We start from the raw sequence: 16,294 nt of genomic DNA on the forward strand, positions 1-16,294 counted from the left end.
CGCCTTCAGTTCGGGAAACCGGCGAACCGGCGCACCGCCTGCCCGTCGGTCATCGCCGCCCCGCCGGTCAGCACGATCTCGGCGCCGTTCTCGAGCCCTCCGGTGATGCGGACATCGCCCGACTGAGTCGGTTCGATCGTTGCCGGCACCCAGGTCACGGTGCCGGTATCGGCGCCCCTCGGGTCGAACCGCATCACCCCCGGCACGCCGTGGGTATCCATGACGATGGCGGAGGACGGCACCAGAATGCCGGTGTACTGGTCGGGCACCCGGACCTGGACCGTCGCCGACGATCCGGGCAGGATGTTGCGCCCCTCGGGCGGGGTCATGGCCAGCGTGATGCGGAACGTCTGGCCAACGCTCGACGTTTCGGCCACGAATTCGCGGAAGGTCAGCGGATATTCGGCCGGGTCGCCCGGAAACCGCGCGGTGATCCGGGCATGGTCCTCGTCCCGCGCGCGCTGGAACAGGGTCTCCGGCACATCGACCTCGATATAGAGCTCGGACATGTCGTGGATCCGGACCACCGGCGCGCCCGCGGCCACGGTCGAGAACAGCTCGACATTCCGGCTCGACACCAGCGCGTCGAACGGCGCGGTCAGCGTTGCGTGCCGCAGCGCCCATTCGGCGTTGCGCAGGCCGATGGCGGCCAGCGAAGCGGCGGTCTGCGCGTCGTCCAGCGCCACCTGGCTGACGGTGCTGCCCTTCAGCTTGTTCAGCCGCTCCAGCGTGCGGTCGGCCTGTTCCTTCTGCAGCCGCGCCTGGTCCAGTTGCAGTTCGAACTGCTCCAGATCCAGCTGGGCGATCAGCTCGCCACCGGCGATGGTGAACCCCTCGGAGACCGGGAACCGGAGCACCTGCCCGCCGACCTGGAACGCCAGGTCGACCGATCGCCGCGCGGCCACCTGGCCGAAGAACTGGCGTTCCAGCGGCTGCGCCTCGGTCGACACCACCATCAGCCTGGCGGGCTTGGGCAGGGTTTCGGCGGCCAGCGGCGCGGCCCCCAGCGCGATCAGAAGGCAGGCAAGGTTCAGCAGTTTCATTTCTTCAGCCCCTCCGGAACACCGGTTTCAAGAATGTTGCACGACGCCCGGTCGAGCAGCGCGGCAAGGCGGTCGACCTCGTCAGGTGCAAGGCCGGTGATGTCCCGGAACACCCGCCGCGCCCGTTCCATCAGGTCGCGCCGCGCCCGGTCGCCGGCATCGGTCAGCCGCAACCGCCAGGCGCGGCGGTCTTCGAGGTCGCGTTCACGGGTCAGCAACCCCTTGGCTTCCAGCGCATCCGCGGTCGCGGTCACCGTCGACGGCAGCGCCAGCATGTCGCGGGCAAGCACGCCCATGCGCGCCGGCATCTCCAGCCGCACCAGCATGTAGCGTTCGTGGCGGGTCAGCGGCGGATCGAGGATTTCCGCATCGGCACATTCCTCGAATTTCCAGTAGAGCACATGCACGCCCATCAGCGAGCGCAGTTCCGGCGCGAGCCCCTGCATCGGGCGCGGCCTATGCCTGTCATCCGCGGGTTCCGTCATCACCGTCTCCAATCGGAGCGCAGATATACTTCATTTTGCGAACTATTCAACAGGCAAAACTTTTGCTCCCCTTCCCGGCGTCAGCGATCCTGCGCATAGCGGGTCTCTTCGGCGAAATAGGCATCGAACCCGATCCGGGTCTTCATCTCGTCAAAGGGCATCAGGGTCGCGGCCGCGGGATTGCCCGCCCCGAAGGCGTCGAGCGCCTGCACCATCGCCTGCATGGCCGCCGACAACAGCGTCAGCGGATAGGCCGCGATGCGAAACCCGATTTCCCCGAGCCGCGCGGGCGGCAGCGCCGGGGTCAGCCCGCCTTCGACGATGTTTGCCATCACCGGCGCGTCCAGTTCGGCGCAGATGCGGATCATTTCCTCCTCGCTGCGCGGGGCCTCGACGAACAGGATATCGGCGCCGAGATCGCGAAAGGCGGCGGCGCGGGCAATGGCCTCGTCCAGCCCGTGATCGTGGCGGGCATCGGTGCGGGCGAGGATCAGGATGTCGTGGCCCTCGGCGCGGGCATCGGCGGCGGCGCGAATGCGCGCGCAGGCCTCGTCCCGCGACACCACCGCCTTGCCGGCGGTATGGCCGCAGCGTTTCGGCGCCACCTGGTCCTCGATCATCACCGCCGCGAACCCGGCCTGGGCAAAGCCCCGGACCGTGCGTTTCACGTTCAGCGCGTTGCCATAGCCGGTATCGCCGTCGCCGATCACCGGGATCGTGGTCGCGGCACAGATGTTGCGCCCCTGGTCGATCACCTCGCCATAGGACATCAGCCCGGTATCGGGCATCCCCAGCCGCGCCGCCGAGGCCGCGAACCCCGACATGAAGGTCAACGGGAATCCGGCCTGTTCGATCAGCCGGGCCGACAGCGGGTCGAAACAGCAGGGCATGGTGATCAGTCCCGGCTGCGCCAGCAGGGCGCGCAACCGGTCGGGGGCGGAACGGGTCATCGTATGTCCTCAGAGCTTGAAGGGAATGTAGAGCGCCAGCGCCGGCCACAGGTAGAGCAGCACCACCATCACCAGCATCAGCGCCAGAAACGGCAAGGTGCCGCGGGACACGTCCCACAAGGTGGCGCGGGTGACCGACTGGATCACATAGAGGTTCAGTCCCACAGGCGGGGTGATCAGCGCGCATTCGACCATCACCACCATGTAGATGCCGAACCAGATCGGGTCGAACCCCATCCCCGTCGCCGCCGGCAGCAGCACCGGGGTCATGATCAGCACCATCGACAGCGCCTCGAACACCAGCCCCATCATCAGCAGCACCAGCGACACCAGCAGCACCAGCCCCAGCGGGTTGGCGATATGGTCCGCGATCAGGGCCGAGATATCCTGCGGGATGCGGTAGAGCGTGATCGCCTTGCCAAAGATCTTGGCGCCGCCGATGATCAGCAGGATCGCCACGGTGGTGGCCATCGAATCGACGATGGCCTCCCACAGCGCGCGCAGGCTGAGCGTGCGCAACAGCACCCCGGTGATCAGCAATGCCAGCGTGAACCCGATGGCGGCGGCCTCGGTCGGGGTGAAGGCCCCCGAATAGATGCCGCCGAGGATCACCAGCGCCAGCAGCATCGACGGCAGCGCGCGCCCGGTGGCCCGCCAGCGGTCGCGCCAGCCGATCGCGGGCACCGGCGCGTAAGACTGGAAGAACCGCGCCGAAACCACCGAATAGACGATGAACAGCGCGATCAGCCCCAGCCCCGGCCCGATCCCCGCCAGGAACAGCGCGATCACCGATTCCTCGGTCACGAAGCCGTAGATGATCAACGGGATCGACGGCGGGATCAGGATGCCCAGCGTGCCGCCCGCCGCCAGCAGGCCATAGACGAAGCGCCGGTCATAGCCGCGCGAGATCATCTCGGGCGCGGCCACGGTTCCGATCGTTGCCGCCGTGGCCACCGAACTGCCCGAGATCGCCGCGAAGATCCCGCAGGACAGGATCGTCGCCACCGCCAGCCCGCCCGGCCAGTGCCCGACCCAGGCCTGCACCGCGGCGAACAGGTCGCGCCCGACCCCGCCCTTCAGCAGCACGTTGGACATCAGCAGGAACAGCGGCACCGCGAGCAGGATGAACCCGTCCAGCGTCGACAGGATCGCCTGCGGCGCCATCAGCGGGGAAAATCCCCCCAGCCACAGCATCGCCAGCCCCAGCGACCCCAGCGCAAAAGCGACCGGAACGCCCGCCAGCAACAGGCCGAACAGGCAGGCCAGGATGAGGCCGATGGTCATTCCATGACCTCCCCGTCCTCGGGAATGTCCCCGCGCAGCGCCCGGACGATGTTGGCCAGGCACGACAATGCCAGCAATGCGAAACCCGCGGGGATCGCCGCCTCGGGGATCCAGGCGGGCGGGTCCAGCATCGTCCCGGAGGTGCGCCCGCGCATCAGGCTATCTTGGAAGATGCCGTATCCCTGGACGACCACCACCAGCGCAAAGACCAGGATCACCAGCAGCGCGAAGATCTCGAGCAGCACACGCAACCGGCGCGGCGCCTGTGCGGTCAGCGCCGTGACCCGGATGTGGCGACGGCTGGACAGCACCCAGGCCATCGCCAGCGGACAGGCCCAGATCAGGCAGAGCTGGCTCAGTTCCGCCGCCCAGATCGTCGGGGCGTTGAAGAAATACCGCGCCACCACCTCCCAGGTCAGGAACAGGCCCGTCAGGGCCAGCAGGCAGGCCGCGACCCAGGCCGCCCCGCGTTCGACAGCTGCAAGCAATGGCATCCTACCCGCCCCGCATGTGACCCGGCGCTGTCCCGCCGCCCGGTGCCGGGCGGCGGGACATACCGGCTCAGAAGCCGCGTGCGGCGTCCATCATCGCCTTGCCCATGTCGCCGGTCTTGGCGAGATAGGCCTCGTAGACCGGCGCCGAAACCTCGCGCCACGCCTGCAGCTCTTCCGCGGTCGGGCGATAGATGGTCATGCCGTTTTCCTCGGCCGCCGCATAGGCCCGCGCCTCGATCGCCGCCATGTCGTCGCGCACGGTCTGCTCGGCCTTGGCCGCCGCGGCGGCGATGATGTCGCGATGCTCCTGCGGCAAACCGTTCCAGAACTCGGTATTTGCCACCACGATGAATTCGATATCCGCGTTGTTGGTAACGGTGATCGTGTCCATCACCTCCCACAGCGACCGCGACTGGACGCCGGACACCCCGGTCATGCCGATATCGACGGTGCCGCGCTGATAGGCGAGATACTGTTCCGACCCCGAAATGATCGTCGGCGCGCCGCCGGCGGCCTCGACAAAATCGCCCAGGGTCTTGCCGAAGACGCGAACCTTCTTGCCTTCCATGTCGGCGGGCGTGGCCACCGGACCGCCATTGGACAGCATGATCGCACCGCCATAGGCCTGCCACCAGAGCACGGTCGACCCGGTCCCGGCGATCGCATCATCGATCGGCCCGCGCACCGGCGATCCCGGCGCCACCGCCTTGCGCACCTTCTCTTCGCTGTCGAACAGGAACGGCTGGTAGAAGATATCCACCGCCGGGATGTCGCCGACATAACGGGTCAGCGACGCCACCCCCATCTCGATCGCGCCCGAGCCGACGGCCTGCGGAACCTCCTTGTCCTTGTAGAGCTGCGCGGAATCGTAGATCTCGACCGCGATATCCCCGCCCGAGGCGGCCTCGACCTCGTCCTTGAACAGCGCCAGGTTCTGGCCCAGGTGGCTCTTGAGCGGCAATTGCAGGGAAATCCGCAAGGTGGTATCCGCCGCCTGCGCGCTCATCGCGCCGACGCAGAACGCCCCGGCGGCCAGCAGCCCGGTTACGATCTTGTTCATGTTATCCTCCCGTTGTCGTGCTGTCAGAATGGCGATTGCGGTTGGCATGACAAGCCCCAATCCGGACCTTGGCCAACCCCTGCCGCATTCGCCGTTGACTCTGCCGCCCGCCCGGCTATAAGCGCCGCTTCACTGGTGTTGGTGGCCCCCGCGAGGGGATGCCTGTCATGGGGAGACCCAAGAGGACAACGCCCTTCACAGCGCAAGCGAGGTCGCCCGCCGGGCGGACGAGCGTGCCACATATCGAAGGAGATCAGACGGTGACCAAACGCACCTCTGCCAAGTACAAGATCGACCGCCGGATGGGCGAAAACATCTGGGGCCGCCCGAAATCCCCGGTCAACCGCCGCGAATACGGCCCCGGCCAGCACGGCCAGCGCCGCAAGGGCAAGCTGTCCGACTTCGGCCTGCAGCTGCGCGCCAAGCAGAAGCTGAAAGGCTACTACGGCGACCTGACCGAGAAACAGTTCCGCCGCATCTACGCCGAGGCCGAGCGGGTCAAGGGCGACACCGGTGAAAACCTGATCGGCCTGCTGGAACGCCGCCTCGACGCCGTGGTCTACCGCGCCAAGTTCGTGCCGACCGTGTTTGCCGCGCGCCAGTTCGTGAACCACGGCCATGTCAAGGTGAACGGCCGCCGGGTGAACATCCCCTCCTACCGCGTCAAGGAAGGCGACATCATCGAGGTGCGCGACAAGTCCAAGCAGCTCGCCGTGGTGCTCGAGGCCGTCGGCCTGCCCGAACGCGACGTGCCCGACTACATCGACGCCGACCATTCCAAGATGACCGCCACCTTCGTGCGCACCCCCGCCCTGGGCGACGTGCCCTACCCGGTGATGATGGAACCGAACCTGGTGGTCGAATTCTACGCCAAGAACTGATCCCGGTTCATCCGGATCTTCCGAACGAAAGAAACCCCCGCCGGCCCGGCGGGGGTTTTTCGTTGCGCGTCCGGTGTCGCGGAACATGGCCGGCCGGAATGTCCCGGCCAGCCTGGCGGGCGGCGCGTCAGTCGCCCGGACCCAGCGCCGCCAGCCCCTTGAGGATGTCGATGGCATAGGCCAGCTGGTAATCCTGCTCGCGCCGTTCCGCGGCGGCCTCGGCCTTGGCGCGGTCCTCTTCGATCTGCCGGATCTCGTCCTCGCTCAGGCTGTCATTGTTCAGACGCCCGCGCAGATCGGCCTCGGACCTTGTGCGCGCCGCCTGGGCTTCCTCCTCCTCGGCCGCGGTGTCCGGGGCACGGCGGGGCTGTTCGACGATGATGTCCGGGCTGACGCCCAGCGCCTGGATCGACCGGCCCGACGGGGTGTAATAACGCGCCGTGGTCAGCCGCATCGCGCCGTCACCCCGCAGCGGCATGACCGTCTGCACCGACCCCTTGCCAAAGCTCTTGGTGCCCACCACGATCGCGCGGCGGTGATCCTGCAACGCGCCGGCGACGATCTCCGATGCCGATGCCGAACCGCCATTGATCAGCACCACGATCGGCTTGCCCTCGGACAGGTCGCCCTGCGTGGCGTTGAAGCGTTCGCCGTCCTCGGGATCGCGGCCGCGGGTCGACACGATCTCGCCCTCGTCCAGGAACGCGTCCGACACCTGGATCGCCTGGTTCAGCAGCCCGCCGGGATTGTTGCGCAGGTCCAGCACGATGCCGTCGATCTTGTCGATGCCGCCGGCTTCCTCGACCTGCTCCTTCAGCCCGGCCTCGAGATTGGCCATGGTCTGGTCGTTGAAGGTGGTGACACGCAGGATCACCGCCTCGCCCTCGGTGCGGGTGCGCACGGCGGTCAGCTTGATGGTATCGCGCACGATGGTCACGTCGAAAGGTTCGGTTTCGCCCTCGCGCACCACGGTGATGACGATCTCGGAGCCGACCGGCCCGCGCATCATCTCGACCGCCTTGTCCAGCGTCAGCCCCAGCATGCTCTCGCCATCCACATGGGTGATGAAATCGCCGGCCTCGATCCCGGCCTCGTCGGCGGGCGTGCCGTCGATCGGCGACACCACCTTGACGAAACCCTCCTCCTGCGTGACCTCGATGCCCAGCCCGCCGAATTCGCCACGGGTCTGCACCCGCATCTGTTCGGCATCGTCGGGCGACAGGTAGGACGAATGCGGGTCGAGCGATGTCAGCATCCCGTCGATCGCCGATTCGATCAGCTCGCCCGCGTCCACGTCCTCGACATATTCCGATCGGATGCGTTCGAAGATATCCCCGAACAAATCGAGCTGCTCATACACATCCGCCTTCGAGGCGGCTTCCTCGGCCAGCAGCGGCCCGGCCACCTGGGTTGCGGCAATCACGCCCGCGGCGGTGCCGCCCAGCGCGGCCAAAACGAATTTCCTCATCGCTGACCATCCATCCTTGTCTGGCCGGACCGCGGGTCATGCGCGGGTCCGGCGATATCCCGTTTGCATATATAGACCCTGTCCGGACCGGCAATGAAAGGGCGATCACCGACAGGTGAGGGAAATTCGCCCCCGCGACCGGTCACGAATGCCGGATCAGGCTGCGGCCGGTCATCTCGGCGGGCTGTTCGAGGCCCATCAGGTCCAGCAGGCTCGGCGCCAGGTCGGCCAGCCGCCCGTTGCGCAGCGTGGCGCCATCGGGACCGCCGACGAGGATCACCGGCACCGGGTTGGTCGTATGCGCGGTATGCGGCCCGCCGGTATCCGGGTCCACCATCATCTCGCAATTGCCGTGATCGGCGGTGACGATCATCGCGCCCCCGGCCTCCCGCAGCGCCGCGCATACCCGGCCCAGCCCGGCATCCACCGCTTCGCAGGCGCGCATCGCCGCCTGCAGGTCGCCGGTGTGGCCGACCATGTCGGGATTGGCGTAATTGGTCACGATCAGGTCATAGCCCGCCCCGATCGCCGCGACGAACCGGTCGGTGACCTCGGGCGCGGACATCTCGGGCTGCAGGTCATAGGTGGCCACGGCGGGCGATTTCGGCATGAACCGGTCTTCGCCCGGTTCCGGGTCTTCCTTGCCGCCGTTGAGGAAAAAGGTGACATGCGGGTATTTCTCGGTCTCGGCCAGCCGGAACTGGCGCAGCCCGTGTTTCGCCACCCAGGCGCCCAGCGTGTTGACGATATTCCGCGGCGGGAACACCGTGGCCATATAGGCAGTGTGGCCCTCGGAGTATTCAACCATGCCCAGCCGCGCGGCGAGATCGGGGCGCGGACCGGTATCGAAGCCGTCGAAATCCGGCTGGCCGATCGCGGCGAGGATCTCGCGGGCGCGGTCGGCGCGGAAATTCAGGCAGAACAGCCCGTCGCGTTCCTGCATCCCGGCATAGTCGCCGATCACCGTGGGCGCGAGGAATTCATCCGTTTCGCCGCGATCACCGGCGGCGGCCAAGGCGGCCCGCGCATCCGGCGCGACCTGCCCCTCGCCCCGCACCATGCAGCGATAGGCCCGCGCCACCCGGTCCCACCGGTTGTCGCGGTCCATGGCAAAAAAGCGCCCGGTCACGGTCGCCACCCGCACGCCCTGCGGCAGTTCCACCAGCAGCCTGTCGACATAGCCCGGCGCCGAGGTCGGCGCCACGTCGCGGCCGTCAGTGATCGCGTGCAGGGCCACCGGCACCCCGGCCCCGGCGATGATGCCGGCGGCCGCGATCATGTGGCTCAGCTGCGCGTGGACCCCGCCTTCGGACACCAGCCCCATCAGATGCGCGGTGCCGCCGGTGCGCTGCAACGTCGCGACGAATTCGCGCAGTGCCGCGCGGTCGGCAAAGCTGCCGTCCTCGATGGCAAGGTCGATCTGCCCCAGGTCCATCGCCACCACCCGGCCCGCGCCGATATTGGTGTGGCCGACCTCGGAATTTCCCATCTGCCCCGCCGGCAATCCCACGTCAGGCCCGTGCGTCACGAGCGTCGCATGGGGGCATCCGGCCATTATCGCATCGAAATTCGGCGTCTTCGCCAGATGCGGCGCGTTGGCGTCGGGCCGGTCGGACAGCCCCCAGCCATCGAGGATACACAGGACGACGGGTCCGGGCGCGGTCATGGGCAAATTCCTTTCTGCACGGCTTGCCGGTTTCTAGCCCCAGATCCGGATGGGGGAAACCGCGATCTGCAATGCCACCTGCCCCTTGTTCTCGCCCCGGCCTTTGCGCATAAACACCCGCAGTTCACGCCCCTGCCCGCCAACGGGGCCGCAGCCAGAAGGACCGTCATGCGATGACCATCGAAGCGCCGGAAACCAAGATCGTCGACAGCTACCGCATCGCCTGCGACGGCGGCGAGGGGGCTCTGGGTCATCCGCGCGTGTGGCTGCAGATCCCGCAGGAACACGGCTGGGTCGAATGCCCCTATTGCGACTGCAAATACATCCATAGCGACCACGCAAAGGCCTGACCCGCCGCCCTCGCGGTCCGGCCTGGTCCGGCCGGGCGGGTTGCCCGCGGGTCGCGCTAGGCTCTGGCCCGGCGCCTGCGCGCATGGCACAAGGATGCGGGCGACGAGGAAAGGCATGACATGACCAGCACATTCGGCAAGGGCTGCCACCTGCACCTGATCGACGGATCGGCCTTCATCTTTCGCGCCTACCACGCGCTGCCGCCCCTGACCCGGAAATCCGACGGCCTGCCGATCGGCGCGGTGTCGGGGTTCTGCAACATGCTGCAACGCTATGTCACCGACAATCACGGCGCCGATGCGCCGACCCACCTGGCGGTGATCTTCGACAAGGGATCGCACACGTTCCGCAACGATCTCTACGATCTCTACAAGGCCAACCGCGAGGCGATGCCCGAGGACCTGCGCCCGCAGATCCCCCTGACCCGGGCCGCGACCGAGGCATTCAACATCGCCTGCAAGGAAATCGAGGGCTACGAGGCCGACGACATCATCGCGACGCTGGCGGTGCAGGCGCGCGACGCCGGCGGGCGGGTCACCATCGTCAGTTCCGACAAGGACCTGATGCAGCTGGTCGGCGACGGGGTCGAGATGCTCGACGCGATGAAGAACCGGCGCATCGACCGCGACGGCGTGTTCGAGAAATTCGGCGTCTTCCCCGAACGGGTGGTGGATGTGCAGGCGCTGGCCGGGGACAGCGTGGACAACGTGCCCGGCGCGCCGGGGATCGGGATCAAGACCGCTGCGCTGCTGATCAACGAATATGGCGATCTCGACACGCTGCTGGAGCGGGCCGGCGAGATCAAGCAACCCAAGCGACGCCAGACGCTGACCGAAAAGCGCGACCAGATCGAGCTGTCGCGGAAGCTGGTGCAGCTCGACCGCGATACCCCGCTCGATTTCACGCTGGACGATCTCGAACTGCGCGACCCGGACCCCGACCGGCTGATGGCCTTTCTCGCCGAGATGGAGTTCCGCACCCTGACCCGGCGGATCGCCGACCAGCTGGGCATCGACCCGCCGGTGATCGCCGAAAAACCGGCGCAGGAAACCGCCGAAACGCCGCCCGAACAGCCGCCCTTTGACGCCGCCGCCTATGAATGCGTCCACGATGCCGACGCCCTGCGGGGCTGGATCGACCGCATCCGCGACCGTGGCCGGGTCGCGGTCGACACCGAAACCACCGGGCTGGACGAAATGGTGGCCGGACTGGTCGGGATCTCGCTCTGTGTCGATGCCGGGTCGGCCTGCTACATCCCGCTGACCCACAAGGCGGGCGCGACCGACGACCTGTTCGGCTCGGACCAGCTGGCGGAAGGGCAGATGCCGCTGGACGAGGCGCTGGCGCTGCTGAAACCGGTGCTCGAGGACGACGCGATCCTGAAGATCGGGCAGAACATGAAATACGATGCCAAGATCCTTGCCCGCCATGGCATCGACGTGGCCCCGGTCGATGACACCATGCTGATGTCCTACGCGATGCATGGCGGCGAACATGGCCACGGGATGGATTTCCTGTCCGACACCTATCTCGACCACAGGCCGATCCCGATCAAGCCGCTGCTGGGGTCCGGCAAATCGGCCATCACCTTCGATCGCGTCGCGGTGGACGATGCCACCCGCTATGCGGCCGAGGACGCGGATATCACCCTGCGGCTGTGGGAAACCTTCAAACCGCAGCTGCATCGCGCCGGGGTGACCACCGTCTATGAAACGCTGGAACGGCCGCTGATCCCGGTGCTGGCGCAGATGGAGATGCACGGCATCAAGGTGGACCGCGACACGCTTTCGCGCATGTCCAACGCCTTTGCACAGAAAATGGCCGGGCTCGAGGCCGACCTGCACGACATGGCCGGGCGCGACTTCAACGTGCAATCCCCGGCGCAGGTCGGCGCGGTGCTGTTCGAGGACATGGGGCTGGAGGGCGGAAAAAAGACGAAGACGGGCCAGTGGTCCACCCCGGCCAACGTGCTCGAAGACCTCGCCACCGAACACGAATTTGCCGCCCGCGTGCTGGATTACCGGCAGCTGCAAAAGCTGAAATCGACCTATACCGACGCCTTGCAGACCCATATCAACGCCGAAACCGGGCGCGTTCATACCTCCTATTCGATCACCGGGGCAAATACCGGACGGCTGGCCTCGACCGATCCGAACCTGCAGAACATTCCCGTGCGCACCGAGGAAGGCCGCCGCATCCGCGAGGCCTTCGTGGCCGAGCCGGGCAACGTGCTGCTGTCGCTGGACTATTCGCAGATCGAGCTGCGCATCCTTGCCCATATCGCCGGGATCGACGCGCTGAAGGCGGCCTTTGCCGACGGGCAGGACATTCACGCCATGACCGCATCGGAAATGTTCGATGTGCCGCTGGAGGAAATGACGCCCGAGGTGCGCCGCCGCGCCAAGGCGATCAATTTCGGGGTGATCTACGGGATTTCGGGTTTCGGACTGGCGCGCAACCTGCGCATCCCGCGGGCCGAGGCGCAGGGCTTCATCGACCGCTATTTCGAACGCTTCCCCGGCATCCGCACCTACATGGACGACACCATCGCCTTTGCCAAGGAACACGGCTATGTGCAGACGCTGTTCGGGCGCAGGATCCATACGCCCGAGATCAATGCCAAGGGCCCCCATGCCGGGTTCGCACGCCGCGCGGCGATCAACGCGCCGATCCAGGGCACCGCGGCCGACGTGATCCGCCGCGCGATGATCCGGATGCCTGACGCCATCGACGGGCTGCCCGCCCGGATGCTGCTGCAGGTGCATGACGAATTGCTGTTCGAGGTCGCCGGGGACGCGGTCGATGCCACCATCGCCGCCGCGCGCAGGACGATGGAAGGCGCCGCCGATCCGGCGGTAAAGCTCGATGTGAAACTGACCGTGGACGCGGGCAAGGGGTCGAACTGGGCCGAAGCGCACTGAGCGCCGATTGCTGACCCGGCGCGAAGTCGCCAAGCGCCAACTTCCCGACCGGTTGCAGGACAGGACCGACATGAGAGAGGCTGCCGTGGATCAGGCCGAAAGACGACGCCTCGACAGAAAGGCCGGCATGGCCTCGGTCGGGGTGGCCGGCCTGCTTGTGCTGGCCAAGCTGTCGGCCTTTGCGGCGACCGGATCGCTCGCCATCGCCGCGTCGGCCGCCGACAGCGCGATGGATCTCCTCGTCTCGCTCACCGCCCTTGTCGCGATCCTCTATGCGGCCCGTCCGCCCGATGCCGACCACGCGTTCGGCCACAGCTCGGCCGAGGATCTCGCCGCTCTCGGGCAGGCGGTGGTCATTCTGGCATCGGGTGCCGCCATCGGCGTCGCCGCTGTCCAGCGGCTGACCGGCGGGCCCCCGCCGCCGCTGCGCGCGGAAACGCTCGGGCTCGCGGTGATGGGTTTGTCCGTGGCGCTGACGCTGGCGCTGGTCCTGTTCCAGCGCTGGGTCGCGCGGCGCACCGACAACCGCATCGTGGCGGCGGACAGCCTGCATTACCTGGGCGACCTGATCCCAAATATCGGCGCCATCGTGTCGCTCATCGCAGCGCGGCATTTCGGGATCTACGTCATCGACACGCTGGTTGCCGTCTTTGCAGCCGTGCTGATATCCGCTGGCGCGCTTCGCATCGGCAAACGCGCGGTCGACGCCCTGATGGACCGCAAGGCCCCAGACGCGGTCGAGGCCGCCATTGCCCGGCTCGCGCGCGACCATCCCGGCGTGCGCGATTTCCATGACCTCAGAACCCGGATGGCCGGTTCGCGGATCTTCGTCGTGCTGCATGTCGAACTGGACGGCGCCCAGCCCCTGCTCGAGGCCCATGACATCGGCGCCGACCTGCGCCGCCGCATCCTCGCCACCTATCCGAACGCGGATGTCACGATACACAAGGATGTCTGGGACCCCGGGCCCCGGCCCGCGCCCTGACCCGCCTGTGCAGGGATCGGCCGGCTGTCGCGGCGCCGTTACCCGGACAGCATCATTGACTTGCGCCAACCCTGCCCCCACCTTCTAGATATTGTAGCATCCAACAGGGATCACACCCGATGACCGAGGAACTGATACTCGACCTGATTTCGGCCAATCTGCTCTACATCCTCGGAGCGATCCTGCTGGTGATCATCGTCGTCAAGGGCATCCGGATCGTGCCGCAATCGGAAAAGCATGTGGTCGAACGGTTCGGACGACTGCATTCGGTGCTCAGCCCCGGCATCAACTTCATCGTGCCGTTGCTCGACGTGGTGGCGCACCAGATTTCCATCCTGGAGCGCCAGCTGCCCACCGCCAGCCAGGACGCGATCACCCGCGACAACGTGCTGGTGCAGGTGGATTCGTCGGTCTTCTACCGGATCATCGAACCGGAAAAGACCGTCTACCGGATCCGCGACGTGGATGCGGCCATCTCGACCACGGTGGCCGGGATCGTGCGGGCCGAGATCGGCAAGATGGACCTCGACGACGTGCAGGCCAACCGGGCGCAGCTGATCGACACCATCAAGTCCAGCGTCGAGGATGCCGTGGACAACTGGGGGATCGAGGTCACGCGCGCCGAGATCCTCGACGTGAATCTCGACCAGGCCACCCGCGATGCGATGCTGCAGCAGCTCAACGCCGAACGCGCCCGCCGCGCCCAGGTGACCGAGGCCGAGGGGCGCAAGCGCGCCGTCGAACTGGCCGCGGATGGCGAACTCTACGCCGCCGAACAGACCGCCAAGGCGCGGCGCATCCAGGCCGATGCCGAGGCCTATGCCACCGGCGTGGTCGCCCAGGCGATCAAGGATAACGGGCTGGAGGCGGCGCAATACCAGGTCGCCCTGAAACAGGTCGAGGCGCTGAACGCGCTGGGGGCCGGCGAAGGCAAGCAGACCGTGATCCTGCCCGCCAACGCGCTCGAAGCTTTTGGCGATGCGTTCCGGATGCTGAAAGGGGGCCGCGGATGAGCGACCCGATCTGGTCACTCTGGTGGGCCTGGGGGGCTGCCGCGCTGATCCTGGGCATACTCGAGATGCTGGTGCCCGGTTTCGTGTTCCTCGGCTTTGCCATCGGCGCGCTGGCGGTATCGCTGCTGCTGCTGAACACCGGGCTGACCCTCGGCCTGCCGGCGCTGCTGCTGATCTTCGCGGTGCTGTCGCTGGTGGCGTGGCTGGTCCTGCGCCGGATATTTGCGCTGCCCAAGGGGCAGGTCAAACGGTTTCACGACGACATCAACGGGTGATCCCGGTCAGGCGTTTTCGTCGTCCTTGTCGTCCGGTTCCGCATCGTCCTCATTCTCTTCGCTCTCCGGCGCGGCACGTTTCTGCCGGACCCAGCCCCACAGGCCACGAACGACCAGGCTGACCGCAAGGCAGATCAGCAACAGCAGGCCGACCCCTTCGGTCGTATCCGGCTTGGCATAGGTGACCAGCGCCAGCCCGGCGATCAGGCCGATCGCGCCCCAGGCGCCGTAGGAAAACCAGTTCATCCCCGCCTAGCCTTTCCTGCCGCCGATGAAACCGAGAACCTTGCCGCCCCAGCGGTCGGCCCAGCTGCCGATGACATCCGAAAGGCGTTCCTCGTGCCAGCCGTCGATCCACAGATCCTGGCGCGCCTCGACCTCGTCCCGCCACGCCTCGAACCTTTCGCGGGCATGGGCGGCGGTGACCACGCCGGACAGGTCCATCCGCAGGATCAGGGCGTTTTCGTCCCCCTTCATCCGGGTCGGGCTCCAGGCCAGGACGAACGGTCCCTCGTTGCGGTTCATAAGTTCGATGTCCTCGCGTTCCAGCGCATTGCGCGCATCGCGCAGCGCCTGCAGCGACGCGGCCAGCCCATAGCCGTCCACCGCCCTGTCGCAGGCGGTTTCGTCATGGTCTTCCATCGCCCGTACCGCCGACGGATCATGGTCCATCGGCCAGACCGTCACCAGTTGCTGGTCCAGCGGAATGTCGATCTCGCGCGGCAGCAGGATCGCGGCGACATAGCCCATGCAGATCGCCTTGAACCGGTCGCGGTCGCCCGCCAGCGGGCGGGATTTGAAGGCAATGATCGCATAGGCGGCAAAATGATCGGGCGGGAACATGCCCGGCCCGGCAAAAATGCGCGAGGCCCGGCCACCGCCCGCCGCATCGGGGGCCACGGACGACATCCCGCCAATCCCGATCATGCCGCCGAGAACGCCGCGCCCGCCGCTACTTGGGCTGCTGCCGCCGCCGCCACCACCATCGACACCAAACGAGGAGCTGAAGCCGGAACCGCCGGACGCCGTCGAAGACGACACGGGCACATCCGGCGCAGGCACAGGCGTCGGCGCAGGCACAGGGTCAGGCACAGGCGTCGGCGCAGGCACAGGGTCAGGCACAGGCACCTGCGCTGCGCCCGGCTCGACCTGGTCCTCGTCATCCTCGTCGGGTGCCATCTCGGCAGAGACCGCCAAGGCCCAGCAGAGCGCGAAGGCAAACACGCAGGCGCCGCGCATCCAGTCACCGAAGAATTGTTTCATCCCATCCTCACCCTCGCAGATCGAAGTCTAACAAAATCGCGGCACCGCATCAATTTCAAGGCGAAGCCGTGGCGGGCCGCACACCCGCGCCGGGCCGGGATGTGCCGCAATCGGGCGGCGTGTCTTTGATCGGCCTGGGCACGCATGACCGGGGC

General features: G+C 67.1%; 16 protein-coding genes. 6 read left to right on the plus strand and 10 right to left on the minus strand.

What is annotated here, in order from left to right; translation table 11 throughout:
• Positions 1 to 5: 5 nt before the first annotated feature.
• From C6Y53_RS04190 to dctP, 6 genes are all read right to left on the minus strand, one after another.
• Positions 6 to 1,043, minus strand: a complete 1,038-nt coding sequence (locus C6Y53_RS04190; protein WP_106471284.1) for an efflux RND transporter periplasmic adaptor subunit — start codon at positions 1,041 to 1,043, stop codon at positions 6 to 8.
• On the minus strand, positions 1,040 to 1,528 hold the full coding sequence (locus C6Y53_RS04195) for a MarR family winged helix-turn-helix transcriptional regulator (RefSeq protein ID WP_244614937.1): 489 nt from the start codon (positions 1,526 to 1,528) through the stop codon (positions 1,040 to 1,042). The genes C6Y53_RS04190 and C6Y53_RS04195 overlap by 4 nt, the downstream gene beginning before the upstream one ends.
• A gap of 80 nt (positions 1,529 to 1,608) precedes the next feature.
• Complete coding sequence (locus tag C6Y53_RS04200) at positions 1,609 to 2,478, minus strand: isocitrate lyase/PEP mutase family protein (RefSeq protein ID WP_106471286.1); 870 nt, start codon at positions 2,476 to 2,478, stop codon at positions 1,609 to 1,611.
• 9 nt (positions 2,479 to 2,487) lie between these two features.
• Positions 2,488 to 3,762, minus strand: a complete 1,275-nt coding sequence (locus C6Y53_RS04205) for a TRAP transporter large permease (protein ID WP_106471287.1) — start codon at positions 3,760 to 3,762, stop codon at positions 2,488 to 2,490.
• On the minus strand, positions 3,759 to 4,256 hold the full coding sequence (locus C6Y53_RS04210) for a TRAP transporter small permease (RefSeq protein WP_106471288.1): 498 nt from the start codon (positions 4,254 to 4,256) through the stop codon (positions 3,759 to 3,761). Before C6Y53_RS04210 ends, C6Y53_RS04205 begins: the two co-directional genes overlap by 4 nt.
• Positions 4,257 to 4,323: 67 nt before the next feature.
• A complete protein-coding gene (gene dctP, locus C6Y53_RS04215) occupies positions 4,324 to 5,316 on the minus strand; it encodes a TRAP transporter substrate-binding protein DctP (RefSeq protein WP_211299453.1) in 993 nt (330 codons plus the stop codon).
• A 260-nt stretch (positions 5,317 to 5,576) separates the two neighbouring features.
• Between dctP and rpsD the strand changes: the two genes are divergently transcribed.
• Positions 5,577 to 6,197 (plus strand): 30S ribosomal protein S4, encoded by a 621-nt coding sequence (rpsD, locus tag C6Y53_RS04220; RefSeq protein ID WP_106471289.1) that lies wholly within the window; start codon positions 5,577 to 5,579, stop codon positions 6,195 to 6,197.
• A gap of 127 nt (positions 6,198 to 6,324) precedes the next feature.
• Here the strand turns inward: rpsD and C6Y53_RS04225 are convergent, their stop codons facing one another.
• Together C6Y53_RS04225 and gpmI are read right to left on the minus strand one after the other, a co-directional pair.
• On the minus strand, positions 6,325 to 7,665 hold the full coding sequence (locus C6Y53_RS04225; RefSeq protein WP_106471290.1) for a S41 family peptidase: 1,341 nt from the start codon (positions 7,663 to 7,665) through the stop codon (positions 6,325 to 6,327).
• Between the two features lie 142 nt (positions 7,666 to 7,807).
• Entirely contained in the window at positions 7,808 to 9,331 is a 1,524-nt protein-coding gene (gene gpmI / locus C6Y53_RS04230) for a 2,3-bisphosphoglycerate-independent phosphoglycerate mutase (RefSeq protein WP_106471291.1), read from the minus strand.
• A gap of 173 nt (positions 9,332 to 9,504) precedes the next feature.
• On the opposite strand from gpmI, the gene C6Y53_RS04235 reads away from it, so the two are divergent.
• The 5 genes from C6Y53_RS04235 (at position 9,505) to C6Y53_RS04255 (ending at position 14,876) form a co-directional block, all read left to right on the plus strand.
• A complete protein-coding gene (locus C6Y53_RS04235) occupies positions 9,505 to 9,681 on the plus strand; it encodes a zinc-finger domain-containing protein (protein WP_106471292.1) in 177 nt (58 codons plus the stop codon).
• Between the two features lie 120 nt (positions 9,682 to 9,801).
• The gene (gene polA / locus C6Y53_RS04240; protein WP_106471293.1) at positions 9,802 to 12,603 is read left to right on the plus strand and encodes a DNA polymerase I; all 2,802 of its coding nucleotides are present in this window, start codon (positions 9,802 to 9,804) and stop codon (positions 12,601 to 12,603) included.
• A gap of 70 nt (positions 12,604 to 12,673) precedes the next feature.
• Positions 12,674 to 13,588, plus strand: coding sequence for a cation diffusion facilitator family transporter (locus tag C6Y53_RS04245; protein WP_106471294.1), 915 nt, complete (start codon positions 12,674 to 12,676; stop codon positions 13,586 to 13,588).
• Between the two features lie 119 nt (positions 13,589 to 13,707).
• Entirely contained in the window at positions 13,708 to 14,601 is an 894-nt protein-coding gene (locus C6Y53_RS04250) for an SPFH domain-containing protein (protein ID WP_106471295.1), read from the plus strand.
• Complete coding sequence (locus C6Y53_RS04255; protein WP_106471296.1) at positions 14,598 to 14,876, plus strand: NfeD family protein; 279 nt, start codon at positions 14,598 to 14,600, stop codon at positions 14,874 to 14,876. The genes C6Y53_RS04250 and C6Y53_RS04255 overlap by 4 nt, the downstream gene beginning before the upstream one ends.
• A 6-nt stretch (positions 14,877 to 14,882) precedes the next feature.
• Here C6Y53_RS04255 and C6Y53_RS04260 read toward each other — a convergent pair whose 3' ends face one another.
• Together C6Y53_RS04260 and C6Y53_RS20935 are read right to left on the minus strand one after the other, a co-directional pair.
• Complete coding sequence (locus C6Y53_RS04260; protein ID WP_106471297.1) at positions 14,883 to 15,122, minus strand: hypothetical protein; 240 nt, start codon at positions 15,120 to 15,122, stop codon at positions 14,883 to 14,885.
• 6 nt (positions 15,123 to 15,128) lie between these two features.
• Positions 15,129 to 16,139 (minus strand): hypothetical protein, encoded by a 1,011-nt coding sequence (locus C6Y53_RS20935; RefSeq protein ID WP_211299454.1) that lies wholly within the window; start codon positions 16,137 to 16,139, stop codon positions 15,129 to 15,131.
• Positions 16,140 to 16,294 lie beyond the last annotated feature (155 nt).

The sequence above is a fragment of the Pukyongiella litopenaei genome (assembly GCF_003008555.2).
Taxonomy (GTDB): domain Bacteria; phylum Pseudomonadota; class Alphaproteobacteria; order Rhodobacterales; family Rhodobacteraceae; genus Pukyongiella; species Pukyongiella litopenaei.

What these genes read in the sequence shown, in the direction of transcription:
- C6Y53_RS04190 (WP_106471284.1), bottom strand. Translation starts at nt 1,043, where the DNA reads ATGAAACTGCTGAACCTTGCCTGCCTTCTGATCGCGCTGGGGGCCGCG.
- C6Y53_RS04195 (WP_244614937.1), bottom strand. Translation starts at nt 1,528, where the DNA reads ATGACGGAACCCGCGGATGACAGGCATAGGCCGCGCCCGATGCAGGGG.
- C6Y53_RS04200 (WP_106471286.1), bottom strand. Translation starts at nt 2,478, where the DNA reads ATGACCCGTTCCGCCCCCGACCGGTTGCGCGCCCTGCTGGCGCAGCCG.
- C6Y53_RS04205 (WP_106471287.1), bottom strand. Translation starts at nt 3,762, where the DNA reads ATGACCATCGGCCTCATCCTGGCCTGCCTGTTCGGCCTGTTGCTGGCG.
- C6Y53_RS04210 (WP_106471288.1), bottom strand. Translation starts at nt 4,256, where the DNA reads ATGCCATTGCTTGCAGCTGTCGAACGCGGGGCGGCCTGGGTCGCGGCC.
- dctP (WP_211299453.1), bottom strand. Translation starts at nt 5,316, where the DNA reads ATGAACAAGATCGTAACCGGGCTGCTGGCCGCCGGGGCGTTCTGCGTC.
- C6Y53_RS04225 (WP_106471290.1), bottom strand. Translation starts at nt 7,665, where the DNA reads ATGAGGAAATTCGTTTTGGCCGCGCTGGGCGGCACCGCCGCGGGCGTG.
- gpmI (WP_106471291.1), bottom strand. Translation starts at nt 9,331, where the DNA reads ATGACCGCGCCCGGACCCGTCGTCCTGTGTATCCTCGATGGCTGGGGG.
- C6Y53_RS04235 (WP_106471292.1), top strand. Translation starts at nt 9,505, where the DNA reads ATGACCATCGAAGCGCCGGAAACCAAGATCGTCGACAGCTACCGCATC.
- polA (WP_106471293.1), top strand. Translation starts at nt 9,802, where the DNA reads ATGACCAGCACATTCGGCAAGGGCTGCCACCTGCACCTGATCGACGGA.
- C6Y53_RS04245 (WP_106471294.1), top strand. Translation starts at nt 12,674, where the DNA reads ATGAGAGAGGCTGCCGTGGATCAGGCCGAAAGACGACGCCTCGACAGA.
- C6Y53_RS04250 (WP_106471295.1), top strand. Translation starts at nt 13,708, where the DNA reads ATGACCGAGGAACTGATACTCGACCTGATTTCGGCCAATCTGCTCTAC.
- C6Y53_RS04255 (WP_106471296.1), top strand. Translation starts at nt 14,598, where the DNA reads ATGAGCGACCCGATCTGGTCACTCTGGTGGGCCTGGGGGGCTGCCGCG.
- C6Y53_RS04260 (WP_106471297.1), bottom strand. Translation starts at nt 15,122, where the DNA reads ATGAACTGGTTTTCCTACGGCGCCTGGGGCGCGATCGGCCTGATCGCC.
- C6Y53_RS20935 (WP_211299454.1), bottom strand. Translation starts at nt 16,139, where the DNA reads ATGAAACAATTCTTCGGTGACTGGATGCGCGGCGCCTGCGTGTTTGCC.